At 66.7% G+C, this 19,272-nt stretch carries 17 protein-coding genes and 1 tRNA gene; 10 read left to right on the plus strand and 8 right to left on the minus strand.

Annotated elements, in window-relative coordinates; translation table 11 throughout:
* The first annotated feature begins 132 nt into the window (after nucleotides 1-132).
* Genes ACIPUB_RS07065 through ACIPUB_RS07075 form a run of 3 tightly spaced genes read left to right on the plus strand, consistent with a single transcriptional unit; the run spans nucleotide 133 to nucleotide 3,853 of the window.
* The gene (locus tag ACIPUB_RS07065; RefSeq protein WP_407606735.1) at nucleotides 133-939 is read left to right on the plus strand and encodes an ABC transporter ATP-binding protein; all 807 of its coding nucleotides are present in this window, start codon (nucleotides 133-135) and stop codon (nucleotides 937-939) included.
* Nucleotides 936-3,254, plus strand: a complete 2,319-nt coding sequence (locus tag ACIPUB_RS07070; protein ID WP_407606736.1) for a YhgE/Pip family protein — start codon at nucleotides 936-938, stop codon at nucleotides 3,252-3,254. Before ACIPUB_RS07065 ends, ACIPUB_RS07070 begins: the two co-directional genes overlap by 4 nt.
* Entirely contained in the window at nucleotides 3,251-3,853 is a 603-nt protein-coding gene (locus ACIPUB_RS07075) for a TetR/AcrR family transcriptional regulator (protein ID WP_407606737.1), read from the plus strand. Before ACIPUB_RS07070 ends, ACIPUB_RS07075 begins: the two co-directional genes overlap by 4 nt.
* A gap of 19 nt (nucleotides 3,854-3,872) precedes the next feature.
* Here the strand turns inward: ACIPUB_RS07075 and ACIPUB_RS07080 are convergent, their stop codons facing one another.
* The 5 genes from ACIPUB_RS07080 to ACIPUB_RS07100 form a co-directional block, all read right to left on the minus strand.
* Nucleotides 3,873-5,588: an ABC transporter transmembrane domain-containing protein gene (locus tag ACIPUB_RS07080; protein WP_407606738.1), complete on the minus strand. Its 1,716-nt coding sequence runs from the start codon at nucleotides 5,586-5,588 to the stop codon at nucleotides 3,873-3,875.
* Nucleotides 5,585-6,748: a DUF1611 domain-containing protein gene (locus ACIPUB_RS07085; protein ID WP_407606739.1), complete on the minus strand. Its 1,164-nt coding sequence runs from the start codon at nucleotides 6,746-6,748 to the stop codon at nucleotides 5,585-5,587. Before ACIPUB_RS07085 ends, ACIPUB_RS07080 begins: the two co-directional genes overlap by 4 nt.
* Before the next feature lie 183 nt (nucleotides 6,749-6,931).
* A complete protein-coding gene (locus tag ACIPUB_RS07090; RefSeq protein WP_407606740.1) occupies nucleotides 6,932-7,879 on the minus strand; it encodes an EamA family transporter in 948 nt (315 codons plus the stop codon).
* A 3-nt stretch (nucleotides 7,880-7,882) separates the two neighbouring features.
* A complete protein-coding gene (locus ACIPUB_RS07095; RefSeq protein WP_407606741.1) occupies nucleotides 7,883-8,404 on the minus strand; it encodes a SixA phosphatase family protein in 522 nt (173 codons plus the stop codon).
* A 112-nt stretch (nucleotides 8,405-8,516) separates the two neighbouring features.
* Nucleotides 8,517-9,314 (minus strand): winged helix-turn-helix domain-containing protein, encoded by a 798-nt coding sequence (locus tag ACIPUB_RS07100; RefSeq protein ID WP_264271170.1) that lies wholly within the window; start codon nucleotides 9,312-9,314, stop codon nucleotides 8,517-8,519.
* A gap of 584 nt (nucleotides 9,315-9,898) precedes the next feature.
* Between ACIPUB_RS07100 and ACIPUB_RS07105 the strand changes: the two genes are divergently transcribed.
* Both ACIPUB_RS07105 and ACIPUB_RS07110 read left to right on the plus strand, forming a co-directional pair.
* A complete protein-coding gene (locus tag ACIPUB_RS07105; RefSeq protein WP_407606742.1) occupies nucleotides 9,899-10,639 on the plus strand; it encodes a response regulator transcription factor in 741 nt (246 codons plus the stop codon).
* Nucleotides 10,636-12,273 carry a sensor histidine kinase gene (locus ACIPUB_RS07110; protein ID WP_407606743.1) on the plus strand — a complete coding sequence of 546 codons (1,638 nt, stop codon included), beginning with the start codon at nucleotides 10,636-10,638 and terminating at the stop codon, nucleotides 12,271-12,273. The genes ACIPUB_RS07105 and ACIPUB_RS07110 overlap by 4 nt, the downstream gene beginning before the upstream one ends.
* A 93-nt stretch (nucleotides 12,274-12,366) precedes the next feature.
* On the opposite strand, the gene upp is transcribed toward ACIPUB_RS07110, so the two are convergent.
* Nucleotides 12,367-13,005: a uracil phosphoribosyltransferase gene (upp, locus tag ACIPUB_RS07115; RefSeq protein ID WP_407606744.1), complete on the minus strand. Its 639-nt coding sequence runs from the start codon at nucleotides 13,003-13,005 to the stop codon at nucleotides 12,367-12,369.
* Between the two features lie 151 nt (nucleotides 13,006-13,156).
* Between upp and ACIPUB_RS07120 the strand changes: the two genes are divergently transcribed.
* The 3 genes from ACIPUB_RS07120 to ACIPUB_RS07130 all read left to right on the plus strand — a co-directional run bounded on the left by ACIPUB_RS07120 (nucleotide 13,157) and on the right by ACIPUB_RS07130 (nucleotide 15,600).
* Nucleotides 13,157-14,566: an FAD-binding oxidoreductase gene (locus ACIPUB_RS07120; RefSeq protein ID WP_407606745.1), complete on the plus strand. Its 1,410-nt coding sequence runs from the start codon at nucleotides 13,157-13,159 to the stop codon at nucleotides 14,564-14,566.
* Nucleotides 14,567-14,681: 115 nt separating this feature from the next.
* Complete coding sequence (tadA, locus tag ACIPUB_RS07125) at nucleotides 14,682-15,131, plus strand: tRNA adenosine(34) deaminase TadA (RefSeq protein WP_407606786.1); 450 nt, start codon at nucleotides 14,682-14,684, stop codon at nucleotides 15,129-15,131.
* 193 nt (nucleotides 15,132-15,324) lie between these two features.
* Nucleotides 15,325-15,600, plus strand: a complete 276-nt coding sequence (locus ACIPUB_RS07130) for a hypothetical protein (RefSeq protein ID WP_407606746.1) — start codon at nucleotides 15,325-15,327, stop codon at nucleotides 15,598-15,600.
* A gap of 247 nt (nucleotides 15,601-15,847) precedes the next feature.
* Here ACIPUB_RS07130 and ACIPUB_RS07135 read toward each other — a convergent pair whose 3' ends face one another.
* The gene (locus ACIPUB_RS07135; protein WP_407606747.1) at nucleotides 15,848-17,080 is read right to left on the minus strand and encodes a DNA glycosylase AlkZ-like family protein; all 1,233 of its coding nucleotides are present in this window, start codon (nucleotides 17,078-17,080) and stop codon (nucleotides 15,848-15,850) included.
* Between the two features lie 70 nt (nucleotides 17,081-17,150).
* Here ACIPUB_RS07135 and ACIPUB_RS07140 point away from each other — a divergent pair.
* Nucleotides 17,151-17,241, plus strand: a tRNA-Ser gene (locus ACIPUB_RS07140).
* 161 nt (nucleotides 17,242-17,402) lie between these two features.
* Here ACIPUB_RS07140 and ACIPUB_RS07145 read toward each other — a convergent pair.
* Entirely contained in the window at nucleotides 17,403-18,137 is a 735-nt protein-coding gene (locus ACIPUB_RS07145; RefSeq protein WP_407606748.1) for an NUDIX hydrolase, read from the minus strand.
* A gap of 111 nt (nucleotides 18,138-18,248) precedes the next feature.
* On the opposite strand from ACIPUB_RS07145, the gene ACIPUB_RS07150 reads away from it, so the two are divergent.
* Entirely contained in the window at nucleotides 18,249-19,268 is a 1,020-nt protein-coding gene (locus ACIPUB_RS07150; protein ID WP_407606749.1) for an SPFH domain-containing protein, read from the plus strand.
* The last annotated feature ends 4 nt before the right edge of the window (nucleotides 19,269-19,272 follow it).

The raw sequence follows: 19,272 nt of genomic DNA on the forward strand, positions 1-19,272 counted from the left end.
CCTGTCCCTGCGGAGTCCGGTGGCCAAAAGATGCTTGATTGTGTCATTGGCCCACCCGAGGAACGGGATTCGTGGCGAACCAGACACCTACACTATTTGAACTGACCGGTCAGTTCGGTTTATGCTCTAATCGTGCTTATCGCCGATAGGCTGGCCATTGCCGGCCGCCACCTGCCCCTGCTGTATCCAACGAGCCTCACCGTTGCGCGCGGCGAACTCCTGCTGGTCCAGGCGGCACCCCAGCCGACCCGCACCGCTCTTGCACTGGGCCTCAGTGCCCGCATGCGCCCCACCGAGGGAACGGTGAGCTGGTCGGGAAACACCTCCTTGCGGTCGGTGCGGCGCATCAGCGCCCTGGTCGACTCTCCGGAAGTCAACGAGCCCGAGGCGCACCTCAAGGTCCGCGACCTCGTGGCCGAGGACCTGGCACTGCAGCCCGGGCCGATCTGGCGGCGCAGCGGCATCGACGCCTGGATGACGAAGCACCACATGGACGAGCTGGCCAATGAATGGCTCGACGCCATCGACCCGCTCGCACGTCTCGCGCTGCTCACCCACCTCGCGCTCGAGGACCGCGGCGTCGAGGTGCTGGTCTTTGATTCCCCCGACCGCCACGGCATTCCCGAGGATGACTGGTTCCGCTACCTGGTGTCGGTGGCCACCGGACGCCGCGCCCCGGCCGTGGTGGCCGTCGTCCAGCGCATCCCGGCGAATTGGGGCGGGTCGACGGCTTGGGCTGGCCGGGTGCAGGACAAGCTGGCGGTTGCTCCGGCACCCGCGGCGGACCCCGATACGGAAGACCAGGAGAACGCCGCACCCCGGGAGAACCCCGAGGAACCGGTAGCCGAAGCTTCCCCCGCGACTGCCGAAAGCCTCGCCGATGACACCGATGCCGCGGCAACCACCACGCATTTGACCGCACCGAAGGAAGAATCATGACCACGTTGCGCCTTGCCCTTTCCGAACTCAAGCGCATGACCTCCGGACGCCTGCCGCGGATCGCCATCATCGCGATGTGTCTGGTCCCGTTGCTCTATGGCGCCCTGTACCTCTACGCGAACTGGGACCCCTACGCACACCTGCACAACGTCAAGGCGGCCATCGTCAACCTCGATGCCGGTTCCGCGCAGGACGGCAAGGAGCTGAAGGTCGGCGACGACGTCACCGCCGAACTGCTTGAGGACGGGACCTTTGGCTGGAGCGTGGTCGGTTCCGAGGCCGAGGCCGAAGCGGGCGTCGCGGCCGGCGACTACGCCTTCGCCATGACCATCCCCCAGGACTTCTCCGCCAACCTCGCCTCCCCCGGCGATTTCGAGAAGGCCCAGCAGGGCATCCTGAAGATCACCACCAACGACGCCAACAACTACATGGTCGGCACCTTCGCCGACAAGCTCGCCGGGCAGGTCCACAACACCGTGGCCCAGGAGGTCGGCACCCAGACCGCCGACGCCCTGCTGACCGGCTTCTCGGACATCCACACCTCCATGGCCAAGGCCGCCGACGGTGCCGGGGAACTGCACACCGGCACGGTGAAGCTCTCCGACGGAGTCACCACCCTGGCCGATGGCACGAAAACACTGGGCAACGGGGCGACCAAGCTCGACTCCGGTGCAGGAGATCTGGCTGATGGAGCCGATGCCCTGCACGATGGCACCGGTTCGCTGGTGGCAGGGCAAAGGAAGCTGGACAACGGCGCGGACAAGCTTGCCGACGGTGCCGGAACCCTGGCCGCGGGCACCAAGGACCTCGACGACGGACTGGGGGAACTGAAGTCCAAGACCTCCTCGCTTCCTGCCAAGACGGCGCAGCTCGATGACGGGGCGCAAAAGGCCGCCGACGCCTCGAAGAAGCTTTCCTCCGGCGCCGCCCAGGTCGCTGCCGGCAACAAAGCCCTGAATGACAAGGTCACGGAGGCGGCCGAGACCCTCACGGCCTTGGAGAAGGATGCCGAGAGCCGCATTGATTCGGCCACCGACACGCTGGATACCCGGCTGGACACCCTGGTCGAGGCCGGGGTCTTGACCCCCGAGCAGGCAAAGACCCTGCGCAAGGACGTCACCGACGCGGCGGCCTCCAGCGGCGTGGCCGACCAGGTCGCCGACACCAAGAAGCAGCTGACCACCGCCCGGTCGCAGATCTCCGCGCTCGCCGACGGGTCGGCCCATGTCGCCGCCGGCGCGAAGGAACTCTCCGGCGGGCTGTCCACGCTCGCTGACGGAACCCATCAGCTGGCCGGGGCCATGCCTGCCCTGAAGACGGGCATTGCCGATGCCGCTGCCGGCGCGTCCAAGCTCAACGGCGGCGCCCAGACCCTCGCCGACGGGTCGGGCACCCTGGCCGAGGGACAACACGATGCACTGGCCGGGGCGAAGAAGCTCGACTCCGGCGCAGGTGCGCTGGCAGAGGGAGCCGACACCCTGCACGAGGGAACCGGCGCGCTGGCCTCGGGCGTAAAGAAACTGGGCACCGGCGTGGGCGAGCTGGGCGACGGCGCTTCCGAACTGCGCGACGGCTCCGGGGAACTGTCCACCAAGCTGGCCGACGGAACCTCCGAGGTGCCCAACCCGGATGCCTCGGCACGGGAACAGGTCTCCTCGGTCATCGGGGACCCGGTGGACATCAAGCGCACCGACCAGGCCAAGGCCGGAGTTTACGGCGAGGGCTTGGCCCCGTTCTTCATGACCTTGGCCATCTGGATCGGCGCGTTCATCTTGGTGCAGATCATGCGCCCGATCACCAAGCGCGCGCTGGCCTCCAACGCCGCGAACTGGAAGATCGCGATCGGCGGCTGGCTGCCCTTCCTGGGCATCTCGATGCTCCAGGGCACCATCCTCTACGCCGTGGTCCTCTACGGGTTGGGGCTGGACACCGCCCACCCGTGGATGACCTGGGGGTTGTTCCTGCTGGCTTCCATGGCCTTCACCGCCATCATCCAGGGCATCTGCGCGCTGGCCGGCACCCCGGGCAAGATGGTGGTGCTGGTGCTCATGGTGCTGCAGCTGGTCTCCTCCGGGGGCACCTTCCCCTGGGAAACCACCCCCGAGGCACTGCACGTGGCACACCGCTGGCTGCCCATGGGACACGTGGTCACGGGCCTGCGGCACCTGATGTACGGGGCCGACCTCTCGGTGCTCGGACCCATCGTGGCGGGGCTGGCCGGCTACACCGTGCTGGGTCTGGTGGCCAGCACCGTGGCGGTACGATTGCACAAGACCTGGACCCTGAAAACCCTGCACCCGGAGCTAAGCGCATGACCCAGAACACCACGCCCCGGCCCCGGGTGCGCGCGACCGACTCCAAGCACCGGCTTTTCACCGCGTCCATGGAATTGATCGGCACCCGCGGTCACCAGCAGGTGAGCGTGGATGAGATCGCCAAGGCCGCGGGAGTCTCCAAGGGCACCGTCTACTACAACTTCGGATCCAAGAACGAACTCATTGGCGAGCTGCTGAACTACGGCATTGCCATCCTTTTCGAACGCCTCGATTCCGGCACCACGCATCAGGACCCGGAAGAAGGGTTGCGGCTGATGGTGGCCGAGGCCCTGGAATTCATTGCCGAATACCCGGCCTTCTCGCAGCTCTGGATTTCCGAGCAATGGCAGTCCGACAGCCAATGGGCAGGGGCGCTGGCGCAGATGCGCAACGACGTCATCGGGATGGTCCGCACGGCCCTGTCCCGTCTGGCCGACGCGGCCCCGGCCGGGCATCCGGTGCCCGACCTTGACGCGCTGGCCACCGCGTTGTTCGGGGCCACGCTCATCCTGGGCCGGGACCGCCAGGTCTTCCACCCGGAGCGGAGCGTCGAGGAATGCGTCCGGGCAGCGATGGCCTTCACCGCTCCCCTGCGCTGATTCCCCGGCCGGTCCTCGATCAGTCCGCCGGGCCGTCCAGGTCCCATTGGCGGTATCCCGCGCACCACTCGGAGTCGGAGCACAAGATCACCACGCCACGGTACCCGTCGAGCATTTGTTCGAGCTGCCCGCGGGCGGCTGCGTCCAGGTGGCCGTCGATCTCATTGAGCAACAGCAACGGCGGGGAGCCGAGCATGGCGCGGGCGACCATGAGTCCCGCGCGCTGCGTGGCATCAAGCGGGGCCCCGCCGCGGCGCAAGTGTGTGTCCTGGCCGTGCTCCAGCGATGCCGCGTCCAGTCCCAGACGCGCAGCCAGCGCCAGCGCCTTGGCCGGATCGGCGTCGGGTCGGCGGTAGCGCAGGGCGCGCAGCAAGGTGCCGCGTTCTGGCACCATCGAGGCGAAGGCGGCACCAATGAGCCGGCGGCGCTTCTTTTCATTCACCGACCCGGGAATCACGCCGGCCACCACGTAGCACTGCCCGCGATGGGCAACTTCGTCACTGAGGTCACCGAGGATCGGGCCGGCCTGCGTGCGCGCGGTGGCCAGCACGCTGAAGAGCTCCCCGCGCAACTTCGCGTCGGCTCCGGTAATCCGGATCCGTTCGCCGGGCTCGGCCCGCAGCTCCGGGACCGGCCTGCCGTCGATGTCCACGCCGCGCAGCCAGACCCCCTCGACCCGGGAGGCCTGGATCTGCGCCGCGGCCCGCTGTGCCTTTTGGCGCAGCACCGGGTCCGCGGACAGTGCGCTTTCCTCCCGCAACAGCGGGGCAATGATCCGGGACGCCGCCCGATAGTTCTGCCGGTATTCCACGATGCGTCCCCACTCGCCCACCGGGGCTGCGCACAGCCCCAGCAGCGTCAGTGCGGTGGCGATGTGTCCGGCGTCCAGGGCGGCGTTGCGCGAAACCAGCACCACCACGGCGGTGGCCAGCAGGGGCATGCCCAGCGAACAGGCGCGCAGCACCGCCGCCAGCCTGGCCCGCGACACCGCGGCGTCCACGACCTTGTTGCCGCTGGATTCCACCCGGGAAAGCTCGCGTGCCACTCCGCCGGCCGCCACCACGGCGGAGGAGGCTGCGACGGTGTCGGCAATGCGCGCGGCCAGGTTCCCGCGGTGACGCCGCAGGATCCGCGCCCGCTCGTAGGCGGGCTTCGCCAACAACAGCAGCGCACCTGCCAGCACCAGCACCGGCAGCCCGAGTGCCAGTGCCAGCACCGGATGAAGCATCCAGAGCCCGGCCATGGAAATGAGCACCAGCGGGATGCCGGCCAGCAGCGGGGCGATGCCCTGGGCCACCCAGTTGCGCACCGAGGAGAGGTCGTTGCTGGCCCGGGCCACGGTGATGCCCACCGAGGGGATCTTGGCGGCCAGCAACGAGTGGGAGATCAGCGAGAGCCTCAGCTGGGCCACGTAGTGCTGCCCGAGCTTTTCGGCCAGCACCCGTTCCAGGTAGCGGCCGTAGCCCAGCACCAGAATCAGTGCCCCGATGCCCAGGGACATCGGCAGCACCGCGCCCCCGCCCACCAGTGCGCCGACCAGCAGGGCGATGGCGACCCCGAGCGCGCCGCAGCCGATGGCCAGGGCCAGCAGCGCGGCAAAAAGTCCGCGGCGTTTCCCGGTGACCAGCTTCGGCAGGCGCGGGGCCGGTTCGCGTTCGTTGGCGGCGGGCACGATGTCCAGCGGTTGCGTGGTTGGTCCGCGCTGCCCCTGCCTCAGGGTCTCGAGGCCGCTCACAGTGAGGCGGCGCGCACCGGGATCAGGGCGGTGGCGACCTCGGGGTTGCACAGGGCGTAGGTGTCGATGACCGGGACGTCGAGCCGGGAGGCGGCCTCGGCGGTGGCCAGCGGGGAGGCGGTGAGCAGGCCGGAGACCGCGGCGACCGGCACGCCGGCATCCTGCAGCACGTCCAGCCCGGCCCGGGCACCCAGGGCGTCCTGGGCGGAGAACACCACGGTGTCCACGTAGGCGGCGAAGAGCGGGTCGCGCAGCAACCGGGAGGTCTCGCCCTGGTACAGCCCGTCGGCGATCTCGATGACCACCACGTCGGCGCCGGAGGCGGCCTGCTCGTTGATCATCGCGGCCAGCAGGTCGCGGACCTGCTCGTAGGCGAGCTTGAAGGTGGTGGGGTAGCCGAAGTCGGTGAAGTCGCAGACCGGGAACGCGCCGGCGTCGATGAACAGGTTCGGGTCGTTGCCCGCCCCGGTGCCGGTGGCCTTGCCCGCGGCCACGTTGAGCCCGGCGTTGGACAGTCCGTTGACCAGGCAGCCCAAGGTGGTGGACTTGCCGGAGTTCATCGAGGTGCCCAGCACCGCGATGACCGGCGGGCGCACGGTGCCCACCGCGCGCAGCGCTGCCAGCGACGGGGTGCCGACCTGCAGCGGCGCGAAGTCGCGCAGGTTGACCACGCCGTTCTTGGTGGCCAGCAGGCCGAGGGGCTCGATGGCGGTGGCTGCATCGATCGAGGCGTGCATCTCGGTGACGTACCCTGCCAGGCCGCCGCCGGCCACCAGGTGGCAGGCTTCCAGCGAATCCGGCACGTGGGCCAGGAACTGGTCGGGTGCGTAGCGGTTGCCGTAGGCGACCATGATTTCCTGGCCGACGAACATCAGTTGTCGGCGGGAGACCGGGGACTCGAGGCGGGTGTGCTTGCCGATTTCGGCGACACGGGCGATGACCACGTCTCCGGGCTGCGGAGTGACTTCCGCCCCGGCGATGAGGTGGAAGTCCCCGGGGTGCTTGGAGAACTCGGTGGCCACGAAGCGGGTGGTGTAGGCGGCGCGGATCTTCAGCGCGCGCTGTGCATCGAGCTTCAAGTGGCGCAGTCGGCCTTCGGCCGCCGCAAGGGCTTCGTTGGCTTCGAAGGTTTCGGTTTCAAGGCTGGGGCTGATGCTCATCTGCTGGGTTCCTTTTCAAGGGGCTCGGTGGCTTGCGTTGCTCCTAGTCAAAGCGGCCCAAATGAGCAAAGGGTGAACGGTCGATGAGGGCGTTCTCATAATCGCCTCACGCGTTCTCATGTTCGCCGGTTCGGGACCCGTGAACCCGGGGTTCAGGGCCCCGGAAAACTCTCATCCGTTTCCTCACGTGTGTTCCGCCACGGTGTCGTTTTCCGGGCTCTCCCGCGGCGCGGGCGCCGCTTCGGGCCTTGCCGTGCCAAACCGCAACGTCCCGACGGCAACCCCCAGCACCAGCACCGCGGCCCCGGTGATTTCCAGCGCATTGGGATACTCGTGGAGCACCAGGGCGGCGCTGCCCATCCCGATGGCGGGGATCAGCAAGGTATAGGGCACGACCTTGGCGGTGGGGTACTTGCCCAGCAGCGTATTCCAGATGCTGTACCCGACCAGCGAGGCCACCACTGCGGTGAAGGCGATACCCCACCACGTCTCCGGGCCCAGGGTGGCAAGCGCCTCGCCCACGGCGGCGGGCCCGTCGAGCAGCAGCGAAAGGCCGAGCATCGGCAACGGGACCCAGAGCGCCGAGTGCACCACCAGCCCCAACCCGGAGGCGCCGGAGGCCGAACGCGAGATGACGTTTCCGACGCCCCAGGCGAAACCGGCGGCAATGCAGATCAGCAACGGCACCAGGACGCCGGCCAGTGCGGCGCCCTGGGGCAGCGAGGCAACCCGGCCAAAGCCCACCACCACCAGCCCGGCAATGCCCAGGATGGAGCCGAGGACCTGCTTTCGCGTGGGGTATTCCCGCAGGAAAAGGGCGCCGAGCCCGATGGTGAAGAACATCTGTGCCTGCAGCGCTACCGGCGCCAGCCCGGCCGGCAGTCCCAGGTGCATGGCGGTAAAGAGCAGCCCGAACTGCCCGGCGCTCATGGCCAGCCCGATGCCGGCGACGACTTTCCAGCCGACCTTGGGTCTGGGAACGAAGAACACCAGCGGGAAGGCGACGGCGGCGAAGCGCAGCGCCACAAACACCAGCGGAAGCGTGTCGCGCAGCCCCAGGTCGATGAACAGGAAGTTCAGTCCCCAGAGCAGGGCGACCAACAGGGCAAGGAGGGTATCGCGGGGTTTCACGGGTCAGCGCGGGACCACGAAGTTGGTCACCCGCATGTCGCGGCCGTCGATCTCCGCCCAGGGCTTCTCGGACTGCAGCACCGTCAGCCCCAGTGTCGGGTAGTCCATGGCCAGCTCGTAGACCGCTTCCTCGTCCGAGTCCACCGAGGCCAGGCGCATGGCCAGCTCCTGCAGCACCGGCTGGTGGCCGATGACCATGAGCGTGGTGACGGTTTCGGGGGTCTCGTTGATGATCGCGCACAGCCTGGTGCTCGAGGCGCCGTAGATCCGCGAGTCCAGGTAAGGCGTGGGTGCCTTCTCCCCCAGTTCGCTGATCACCCAGGCGCAGGTGGCGCGGGTCCGCTGGGCGTCGGAGAGCACGATGAAGTCCGGCACCACGTCATTCTCGCGCAGCCAGACCCCGGCGGCCGGCGCCTCCCGGTTCCCGCGGGCAGCCAGCGGCCGGTCGTGGTCGCTGACCCCCAGTGGGTAGTCGCTCTTGGCGTGGCGCAACAAGACGAGACGCTTCAGATGGTGTTCGCTCATGCATCCAAGCTTAGGGCGCACGGGGGCCGCAGGCCTCCCCCAGGATTTAAGCGACCGCGGGGGCGCAAGCACCCGTGGATGCCAGCGCCCCCGCAGGGAACAATAAATGAACTTAGATGGTGTACTCCGGGGCGGCCCAGACGACAACCTCGGGGTGCTCGTAGAAGCGGTAGCCCTGGCCGCGCACGGTGCGCACCGTGTTAGCCAGACGTCCCAGCTTGGAGCGCAGGCGACGGATGTGGACGTCGATGGTGCGCTCGTTGGGGACCTCTTCGGCGTTGCGCCACAGGTTGGTCAGCAGCTCGTCGCGTCCCACGGTGCGGGTGCCGTTCTCCACCAGGTAGTTCAGCAGTTCGAATTCCTTGAACGTGAGATTCAGGGTCTCGCCGTCCAGGTGGACCTCGCGGCGCGACAGGTCGATCAGCACGCCGGAGGGGCGCGGCGCCGCCGGGCGGGAATCCACGCGCGGGCGGCGGTTGACCGTGGGATCCCCCAGGGCCTGGCGCACAACGTCGATGTTCTCGCCCTGTGCGCTGGTCGGGGCCAGTGCGACGGCCGCGTGGGTCTGTGCTTCGGGAGAGAGCGTGGCCAGGAAGGCGCGGACCTGCGTGGCAAGCTTGCCCAGTGAGGTTCCCTGCGCCTGCGCCACCGATTCGTCCAAGCCGACGTAGAGCACAAACCCGCGGGCAGTGGTATCGGTGGATACCGGCTGTGGTCCAGGGGTGCCGCTGGGGGCTACAACCGGGGTTGGGGCTGTCATCGGGCGAGGCTCTTGCGCCGCGGGCACGGCATGGAGTTGGCGATAGCCGGCCGGGGCATAACCGCCGGGAGCAGTGCTGCGCTGCGCTGCGGCGGCGCGGGACTGGGCGTTGCGGATTGAGACATGGACGTATCCGGACGTTACCGACATGCTTTACCTCTAACTCGTGTGAATGCCACGGAATGGCGCGAATGCTTAGGTGCTCCGCTTACCTCGCCGGTGCGAAGCAATGGGAGCGATGCGAGTGTCACTGAGCGCCGGAGGGTTCCGGTCGCTCAGCTGGGCATTCGACAACAACACTGGCGACAAGTCATCGCCATGCCTCCGAAGAGGCCCTGAGGTGTTGTTGCTGCGCTATTCACAATTTCTAGTTTCCTCGTAATATTCGGAACCCGCAAGTAACAAACTGGGATTGCGTCCACGATGTGAGACATCGAGCGCTTAACGTGTCGATCATCACATTGTACAGATTTGCGCAATGCAGACTCTCCGCTCGACGTTATGCGCCATCTTTTCCACACCATCGGTCAATGTGATCAATCGGTAGTCCCACGGCGTTTGGAATCCCCGACCTACACCCGGACCGGGTCTCAGGCAATGAACCTGCGGGCGCCGATGGCCCCCGCGCCAAGATGCCGCCAACTGCAGGCCTTAGGCTGGAACCACCAGGCCTCACAGCGCGCACACAGCCGGGCCACAGGGCCGGCCTAAACCTCGGATGGAGAGTTAAAGACATGCCAGATTCCCGCTTTTCTCCCACGCAACTGCCCCGCCTGACCCACCCGGACGGTACAGCCATCCGGGTACTTATTGTCGACGACGAGCCCTCGCTGGCCGAGCTGGTCTCCATGGGCACCCGGATGCTGGGTTGGGAAGCCACCGTGGCCCACGACGGGCCCTCCGCGGTGGAGGCATCCCGCAAATCGGTCCCGGATGTCCTGGTGCTGGACTGGATGCTGCCCGGATTTGAGGGCCCGGAGGTGCTGCGCAAGGTCCGTACCTTCCTGCCCGAGGTCCCTGTGCTCTTCCTGACCGCCAAGGACGCGGTCGAGGACAGGATCGAGGGCCTGGGCATTGGTGCCGACGATTATGTGGCCAAGCCCTTCAGCCTCGAAGAGGTGTTGCTGCGCCTGCACAAGCTTGTCGAGCGTTCGGGCGCCACCGCGGCTGACGGCGCGGAGCTGGTCGTGGGAGATCTGGTGCTGAACTCCGACTCCCACGACGTCACGCGCGCCGGGGTCCCCATCAGCCTCACCGCGACCGAGTTCGACCTGCTCTCCTACCTGATGGTCAACGCCCGCAGAGTCGTCTCGAAGTCCCAGATCCTCGACAATGTCTGGCACTACGACTTCGGTGGCCAGGCCAACATTGTCGAACTCTATGTTTCCTACCTGCGCAAAAAGATCGAAGCCGATGGTCCGGCCATGATCCACACCGTGCGTGGAGCTGGATACATGCTCAAGCCGGCATCATGACCCAACCTGCACGACCCTCCCCACCCTCCGGCGCACCGGAACCCCGGCCCACCGAGGCGCCCTCGATGCAGGCCGCGAACCAGAATGGCAAGGAAGCCGCCTTTCCCGCCGGGAACCCTCCCGAAAAGGACCCGCTGCATCTCGGCCTGCGACACCGCCTTGGCCACCTCCCCCTGCAGCGCAAGTTGCTGCTCGCCCTGATTGGCTCCCTGGCATTGATCTGCACCGTCATTGGCCTGCTGCTCAATGCCGGAATGCGCCAGTCCCTTACGGCTCAACTGCACGAACAATTGGAGTTCGCCGCCGACCGCGCCGCCAGCTATTCAGCGCAAAATGGCCGCAAGCCATCCACCGAATCGCCCTTTGCCCCGGGGCAGGCATCCGGAACCCTCAATGCCAAGATCGTTTCCGGTTACCTGTTCTCCGGCGCAGTGCTCGATTCCAAGACCGGCGAGCGCAAGGACATCACCGACACCGATGTGCAGCCGCTGACCTCAGTGGAGATCGATGCACCACCGGTCGTCCACCACCTGAGCATCGGCGACTACATGCTCTCGGCCCAGCACGATCCCGGTTCCGGCGGAGTCCTGATCACCGGCCTGCCCATGGCGCCCACCGAGCGGACCCTGGCTTCCCTGGGCATCCTGACCGTGACGATCTCCTTGGCCGGGCTGATTGCCATCGGGCTTATCGGCTCGATGATCATTCGCCGTTCCCTGGCTCCGCTGCAGCGGGTCTCGGCCGTGGCGTCCTCCGTGGCCAACGCCGAACTCGAATCGGGCACCGCCGCCCTGGAGGCACGTGTCGCCCCGGAGGACTCCATTCCGGGCACCGAATCCGGGGAGGTTGGCAGGGCCCTCAATGCCCTGCTCGACAACGTGGGCGCCGCCTTCGCCGTGCGTGAGGCCTCGGAGGCACAGATGCGCCAGTTCGTGGCCGACGCCTCCCACGAGCTGCGCACCCCGCTCTCGGCCATTCGCGGATACACCGAGTTGATCAGCGCCACCGAGCATTTCTCCGACGACGGGAAACGCTCGCTGAAGCGGGTGCTTGAACAGAGCACCCGGATGAGCTCCCTGGTGGAAAACCTGCTGTTGCTGGCCCGGCTCGATGAGAAGCACCAGGTCAAAAAGGCCCCGGTCGATCTGGGCAAGCTGGCCGCCGAAATCACCGAGGACTTTGCCATTACGGCTCCCGCCCATCATTGGACCCCCCGGATCCCCGCGACCCCGCTGGTGGTTTCGGGCGATGCTTCGGCTCTGCGCCGGGTCATCACCAACCTGCTGGGCAACGCCCGCAAGCACACCTTGGAAGGCAACACCGTCACCGTCGAGGTCCGCCGCGACGCCGCCACTCACCAGGCGGTGCTGCGGGTCAGCGACACCGGAGAAGGCATTGCCCCGGACTTCCTGCCGCTGGTGTTCAAGCGCTTCACCCGCGCGGATGCCGCACGCTCCGGAGCGGACGGCACCACCGGACTGGGCCTGCCCATTGCCAAGGCCATCGTCGAATCCCACGACGGGACCATCACGGTCTCCTCCGTTCCCGGAAACACCGTCTTCGAGGTGCGCCTGCCGCTGCCGCCCGCGGTGCCGCCCAAGCCCTCGACCCCGCCGAAGACGACCAAGGCCTGAGTCCGGGCACCGTCCCCAGGGCACGAAAAAGGCGTCCGGCCGGCAAGGGAATTTGTTTCCCCTGCCGGCCGGACGCCGCTGTTCCGGATGCGGCTAGTGTGCCACGCCGTAGAGGCGGTCGCCCGCATCGCCCAGGCCGGGAACGATGTAGGCGTTCTCATCGAGCTTCTCGTCCAGGGCGCCCAGCACCAGGTGGACCTTCTCGTTGTCGCCGTAGGCCTCCTCGAGACGAGCCAGGCCCTCGGGGGCGGCGATCAGGCAGATGCAGGTGACATCCGCGGCTCCGCGGTCAAAGAGGAACTTGATCGATTCGATCAGCGTGCCGCCGGTGGCCAGCATCGGGTCGAGCACGAACACCTGGCGTCCGGTCAAATCGGAGGGAAGACGCTCGGCGTAGGTGATGATGTCGAGGGTTTCCTCGTTGCGGGCCATGCCCAGGAATCCGACCTCGGCGGTGGGAACCAAGCGGGTCATGCCCTCGAGCATGCCCAGGCCGGCGCGCAGGATCGGCACCACCAACGGGGTCGGCTTGGCGAAGGCGATGCCGGTGGTCATCGCCACCGGGGTCTGAACCTGGACCTTGACGGTCTTGACTTCGCGCGTTGCCTCATAGGCCAGCAGGGTCACCAGCTCGTCGGTCAGCTGCCGGAAGACCGGCGACGGGGTGTTCTTGTCTCGAAGGACCGATACCTTGTGGGCCACCAATGGGTGGTCGATTACCTGTACGCGCATGCACCAAAATCTACCAGCCGAATGCGCCCGTTTACCGGTTTTCACATTCCGGCTTCGGGTGATTCCCGCCATTGACCGGCCATTGGGCCGCGAGGAGAATGGGCCACAGACCGGGCCGGTCTCGACCCGGACACAACACGAAGCTGGCACCATGGACATCACCCACCCGCTTCCGGCATCCGCACTGCGGTCGCTGTCGGCGTCACTGCACGGACTGCTCTTCACTGCCGCCGACCCCGAATACGGCGAGGCCCGCACCGTCTGGAACGCCATGATCGACAGGCACCCCATGCTGGTGGTCCGCGCCGCCGACGTCGCGGACGTGTCCCTCGCGCTGGCCTTCGCCCGTGAGCACGGGTTGCCGTTGGCGATTCGTTCCGGCGGGCACAACGTGGCGGGGTTCGGCACCGTCGAGCACGGGTTGGTGCTCGATATGCGGGCCCTGAACACCGTGGAGGTGGATCCAGCGCAGCAACGGGTGAGAGCCGGCGGAGGGGCACTGCTGGGTGAACTCGACCGCGCTACCAGCACCCATGGGCTGGCGGTCCCCGTGGGGGTCGTCTCTAAGACCGGCGTGGCCGGACTGTGTCTGGGCGGTGGCTTCGGCTGGCTCACCCGGCCCCTAGGACTGACCGTCGACAACCTCTTGGCGGCGGACCTCGTCACCCCGGAGGGCGAGTTGGTCCACACCGATGCCACCACCAATCCCGACCTGCTCTGGGGGCTCACCGGAGGCGGCGGAAACTTCGGGGTCGTCACCGAGTTCACGTTCAAGGCCCACCCGCTGCCGGAAACCCTCTATGCCGGGAACCTGATCTACCGTCCAAAACAGTGGAAGCATGCCCTTCGCGCCGTGCGCGACTGGTCCGCCGGTCTCCCGGACCAGATGACGGTCATTGTCACGGTCATGGTGCCGCCGCCCGAGTGGGAGTTGGGCAACAGTAGCGTGCTCATCGTCGGATTCCTCTGGGCCGATCCGGATCATGCGGCCGGAGCGGCCTGCATCGAGGAATTCCTCGCGGCTGCGCCCACCGAGGAACAGGACATCTCCCCCGTTTCGTGGCCCGACTGGCAGTCCGTAGTGGACGAGATGTTCCCCAAGGGCGTGCGCGCGTACTGGAAGAACACGGCACTGGACGACCTCTCGGACGAGGCCATCAATGTGTTCACTGCCCGAGCGCAGCAACTTGACTGGCCGGGCATGGGCTTCGACATCCACGTCATGGGTGGCGCCATGGGACGGGTTCGCCCGGAAGCAACGGCATTCGGGGACCGGCGATCCCCCTTCTGGCTCAACATCTATGGGTTTTGGAACGGGAAGGAACGCGACAACCACCATGTGGCTTTCATCCGCGGCTTCCACCGTGAGATGCAACCCTTCACGCACGGCGGGGAGTACGTGAATTTTTCCAGCAGCGATGAGCACGTGCCAGGCGGCTTCGATGCCCTCGGCCTCTACGGGGCCGAAAAGCTCGCAAGGCTCACCGCGCTCAAACGCCGCTACGACCCGCACAACAGGCTTCGCCTCAACCACAACATCGTCCTGCCTAACGCCGGCTAGCCACGAGTTCCGGCAGCTGGTCGGCCGACTTCCGGCGCAAGCAGGCAGCGGGGGTGCCTGCACCGGAACTAGACTTGGCCGGGTGAATCCTGAACAGCCCAGTTACCGCGACCTCATGGGTCTGGCCTTGGACGAGGCCCGTGCCGCCCTGGCCACCGGCGACGTTCCCATCGGCGCGGTGGTCATTGGCCCCGACGCAAAGGTGCTGGCCACTGGTCGCAACGAGCGCGAGGCGCACGGGGACCCCACGGCCCACGCAGAGCTCGTGGCCATCCGTGCCGCGGCCCAGGCGTTGCGCGACGCCGGGGCCGGGGATGGTTGGCGGTTGGAGGACTGCACTCTGGTGGTCACCCTCGAGCCGTGCGCGATGTGTGCCGGGGCCATAGTGCTCGCGCGCATCCCCCGGGTCGTCTTCGGTGCCTGGGACGAGAAGGCAGGCGCCGTCGGATCGGTGTTCGACATCCTGCGCGAGCCGCGGCTGAACCACTGGGTCGAGGTCTACCCCGGGGTGCGGGAGGCAGAATGTGCGGCGCTGCTTACAGACTTTTTCCGGGCGAAGCGCTAGCCCCACGCTCATTTCAGGATTTCTGGTCCCTGACTCCGGCAACTTCCACAGCAAGATACCTGAACTGCCCTATTCCTTCGACCGGTGGGGCATAATCCCGCCACCGTAGCTCGTAGCTTCCTTGCAGGGTAAGCGCGTTGCTGTGCTCCTGCTGGCCCGCCCACGAGAGAGTTTTCTGGAGCGTTGTCCCTTCATGCAACCGGAAATCTCGGTCTTGGCGTTCATGGCTGGCCCTCGTCGGTTCGTTCCACAGCGCGGGAACGTTCGAAACCAGCAACGCCAGACCGTTGCTCCACCGTGGGTCCTTGCAAAAGCTCTCGAGCCGGGAAATGTCTTTGACGAATCCATGACGCAACACATCATCAGCACCTTGCTGGCGATGGACGAACTCGTCGCCCCAACGATCTTTCCCTCGGCCGGACCCGGGATGGAATTTGAACTCAATCGCGGTTCTGCCAGAGGACGTTGAACACGACATGTCAAGAACCTGCCTGACGGGTGCGATGCCCTGTTGTCGTATTTCGGCGCGCACCTGGACCTGTGGATCAATCTCCCAGATAGCTCACCCAAAGGCATGCTGTAAGTCGCCTTCCGAATGCAGGACCGCCCGATCTTCTGCCAAACGGTTCATGACCGACCTCAACGGAATTTTCCCGGCAATCAACATATTCAAGCTCCTGTCGCGAATCGGGGATTCAATACTCTGATGATCATGCTCATCGCAGTTGATCGAGTCTGGCAATATTCTTCGCCCGCGACTTGGGCGAATCCAGGCTGAACGACCTGAAGTCCCCCAGGTCCTCGGTGATCCATTTCTCGACCTGCGCTATGCGCGACAGCACGCCGGCGCTCGCGGGCGCGAACGTCCACCAGGCAATCCGGGCGCCGTCCGGGTCGTACTGCCACAAGCCGATGATCCGGCCGCGGTCCATGATCGGGTGGTCCGAGAGATCGGCGGCCAACGCCGACCCGCTCATCCCCTGCACTGCCTGGGACCCCGTTTCATCGAACAGGTCTGCCGCGTTCCGGCGCAGCAACACGAGCGAATCGGAGCCCGACAGTAGCTGGATGTCTTCGCTCTGCGGTGGCTCGAACCCTGCGAGTTCGTCCACGTCTTCCGGCAGCATCCACAGCATCTCGCCGGCCGCGGTGGAGACCTCCACGGCCCCGGTGGCCGCAAGCGCCTTCTTGGCCTGGGCCACGGTGAAAGCTGTGAACCAGCGGATCTGTCCCAGCGTGGCCCCACCCGTCCAACCCAAGAACCGCTCGAGCATCCGCGCCCTGACCGCTTCGTCGGATTCGCCGCTGGCAGGAAGTTCCCAGGCCACATAGGAGTAGCGCTGCTGGTCCAGCCGCCCGTTCACCGGCACGCGGCGGATCCGTCCGTCGGCCTGCAGGAGCCCGAGAGCTGCGGGCAGAGTGGTGCTGGCGCCTTTCTTCTTGCCTTCCTCGCCCATGCTTCGGACCTTCTCGCCCAGGATCTCCTTCAGCCCGCGGGGGTCCAGGGCCTCCTCGGCGGTGTCCCGAGCCCGGAGCAGGACCTGCAGCACGTCCTCGGCCAGCTGCTCGACTTCTTCCCGCTCCATGCCCAGGCGCACCAGCACCTTGACCGCGGCCTCCGCCGAGGCGTGCCCCATTTGCAGCCCCCAGGCATAGTCCTTGGCGGGCAGGACGTAGGTGCAGCCCCGCGCGGTGGGCAGTTCATGGATGTGCTGCGCGGCGAGCACCGCGTCGGCCTCGGGGCGGCGGATGCCTGCACGCGCAAAGAGCGTCAGGTAGGTGTTGGCGCCTCCGATCGACCGAGCCCAGCCCACGCGGTCCAGGACGGTCGCGGAATCACATCCCGCCAGCGAACCGTCCAGTCCCTGACGGTGCCACGACCAGGTCCGCAGCACCTGCGGGGTCAGCTTCTCCTGGGGAATTTGCGGCGTTTCGCTCTTCGTCGTCATGGCTACATTCTGCCCCGAATGATGGCTCGTTTTTGTTGTGGGCCATTTACCCGGTAGAGTGTTCTGGTCTGGTGACGTGTCCGAGCGGCCGAAGGTGCAACACTCGAAATGTTGTGTACGGTAACCCCGTACCGTGGGTTCAAATCCCACCGTCACCGCCAGAAAAAGGCCCCGAATCCCCGCTAAACAAGGGATTCGGGGCCTTTTGCTTTGCCCGGAATTGACCTCACAGCAACGCAACGGCAACAAAATTCTCGCGAGATTCCTTGCTTGGCGACGCCGGGGGGGCAACGCTCACAGTTCTTGTCGGCGACGCCGTCCATTAAGGGCGAGGCCGCATGAGCGGCGGGTTGAGCACCGCCCGGACTGGTTCTCCCGCCGCAGAACGGGCCGCCGGCGCGAGCCGGAAAAGCGCCGCAGGGCGACCGGCGTCGCCGGCGGTCATCCGACCAGTGTCTTCAAGGAAACCGGGATTTCCCGTGGCCTTGCGGTGGAAGTTCCGGGGATCCAGGCGGGTGCCCCACACCGCTTCATACACGGCACGGAGCTGCGCTATGGTGAATTCTTCTCCGCAAAAAGCCGCCCCCAGCGGCGAGTACTCGAGCTTTGACCTCGCACGCTCCACGGCATCGGCCAGGATGCGCCCGTGGTCGAAGGCAAGTTCGGTTTCCCCGTCCAGAACGTGGCTGACCGGGTACCAAGCGGCGTGCTCGGCGTCGCTTCCGGCGGACAATACGGGAAAGTTGGGCGCCAGCATCAGGTGGGCCACGGTGAGCACATCCCCGCGCGGGTCACGCCCCTTCGGCCCGTAGCTCTGCAGCTGCTCCAGGTGCCCGGGGACCTGCTCGACCCCGGTTTCCTCCGCCAGTTCGCGGCCAGCAGCTTCCACCAGGTCTTCCCCGGCCAGCACGAACCCACCCGGTAGCGCGAGCCTGCCGCGGAACGGCTCGATGAGGCGGGTGATCAGCAGGACGTTCAGGGCATCGGCGCGGACGGTGAGTGCGACGACGTCCACCGTCACCGGGAAGCGCGTGGGCTCCGGATGGGATTCAAGCATGCACTCATCATAAATACTTATCGTCATGTTGACAATAATTCAGAAGGCACTCTATGCTCGTCTTATCGTCAAAGTGACGACAAATAGTGAAGTTTAAGGAGCACCCCCACCATGGCCACCATCAAGCGCCACCCCTGGATCAGCCACTTCCTGGGCAGCCCCACCGGTTACGTCGTCCACCTGCAAAAGGGCGCTATCAGGCACCAGGGTGTGGGCCAGGCGTTTTGGTTTCGGCCGGCGTCATCCGTGCTCAGCGAGGTCCCCGTCGACGACCAGGAACTGCCCACGCTCTTCCACGCCATCACCCGCGACCACCAGGACGTCAGCGTCCAGGCCAACGTCACCTACCGTTTTGTGGACCCCGTGTCCGTGGCCAGTCGGCTCGACTTCGGCCTTCAGCAGGCGGGCCGGGCAACGGCCGGCGGCAAGGAGCAGGTGGCCACCATCATCGGCCAGCTTTGCCAGAGCCACGCGATCGACCACATCGCCACCACCACGCTCGCCCAGTCGCTGGAACACGGCGTCAGCCAGCTTCGCAACCTCCTCACCGAGGCCCTGAGCGCCGATACCCGGCTGGTGTCCACCGGCATCGAGATCCTCGGCGTACAGGTCCTCGCGGTCCGACCGGAGTCCGACGTCGAACGGGCCCTCCAAACGCCGGTCCGCGAACAACTACAGGCCGAGGCCGACCGGGCCGTGTACGAGCGACGGGCAGTGGCCGTCGAACGCGAACGGACCATCTCGGAGAACGAGATGGCCAGCCAGATCGAACTGGCCGCCCGTCGCGAACACCTCGTGGCACAGGAGGGCGCCAACGCCCGGCGCGAGGCCGAGGAACAAGCCGCGGCCGGCCTCATCCAAGCCAATGCCGAAGCCGAACGCCAGGGAATCGGCGCCGTCGCCGAGGCCAACCAGGTCCGGCTGGTTGGCGAAGCGGCAGCAGCACGGGAGGCCGCCGCCATGGAGGTCTACCGGGGCATGGACCAGGCCACCCTGCTGGCCTTGGCATTCCGCGAAGCCGCCGGATCGCTGCCGAACATCGGCAACCTGACCGTCACCCCGGACCTCCTCAGCGGGGCCCTTGCAGGGCTGTTCCGGGAACCGGGCGCAGCAGCCCTTGGCGGAAAGTAGGCCT

Source organism: Paeniglutamicibacter sp. ORCA_105 (assembly GCF_045798545.1).
GTDB lineage: Bacteria > Actinomycetota > Actinomycetes > Actinomycetales > Micrococcaceae > Paeniglutamicibacter > Paeniglutamicibacter sulfureus.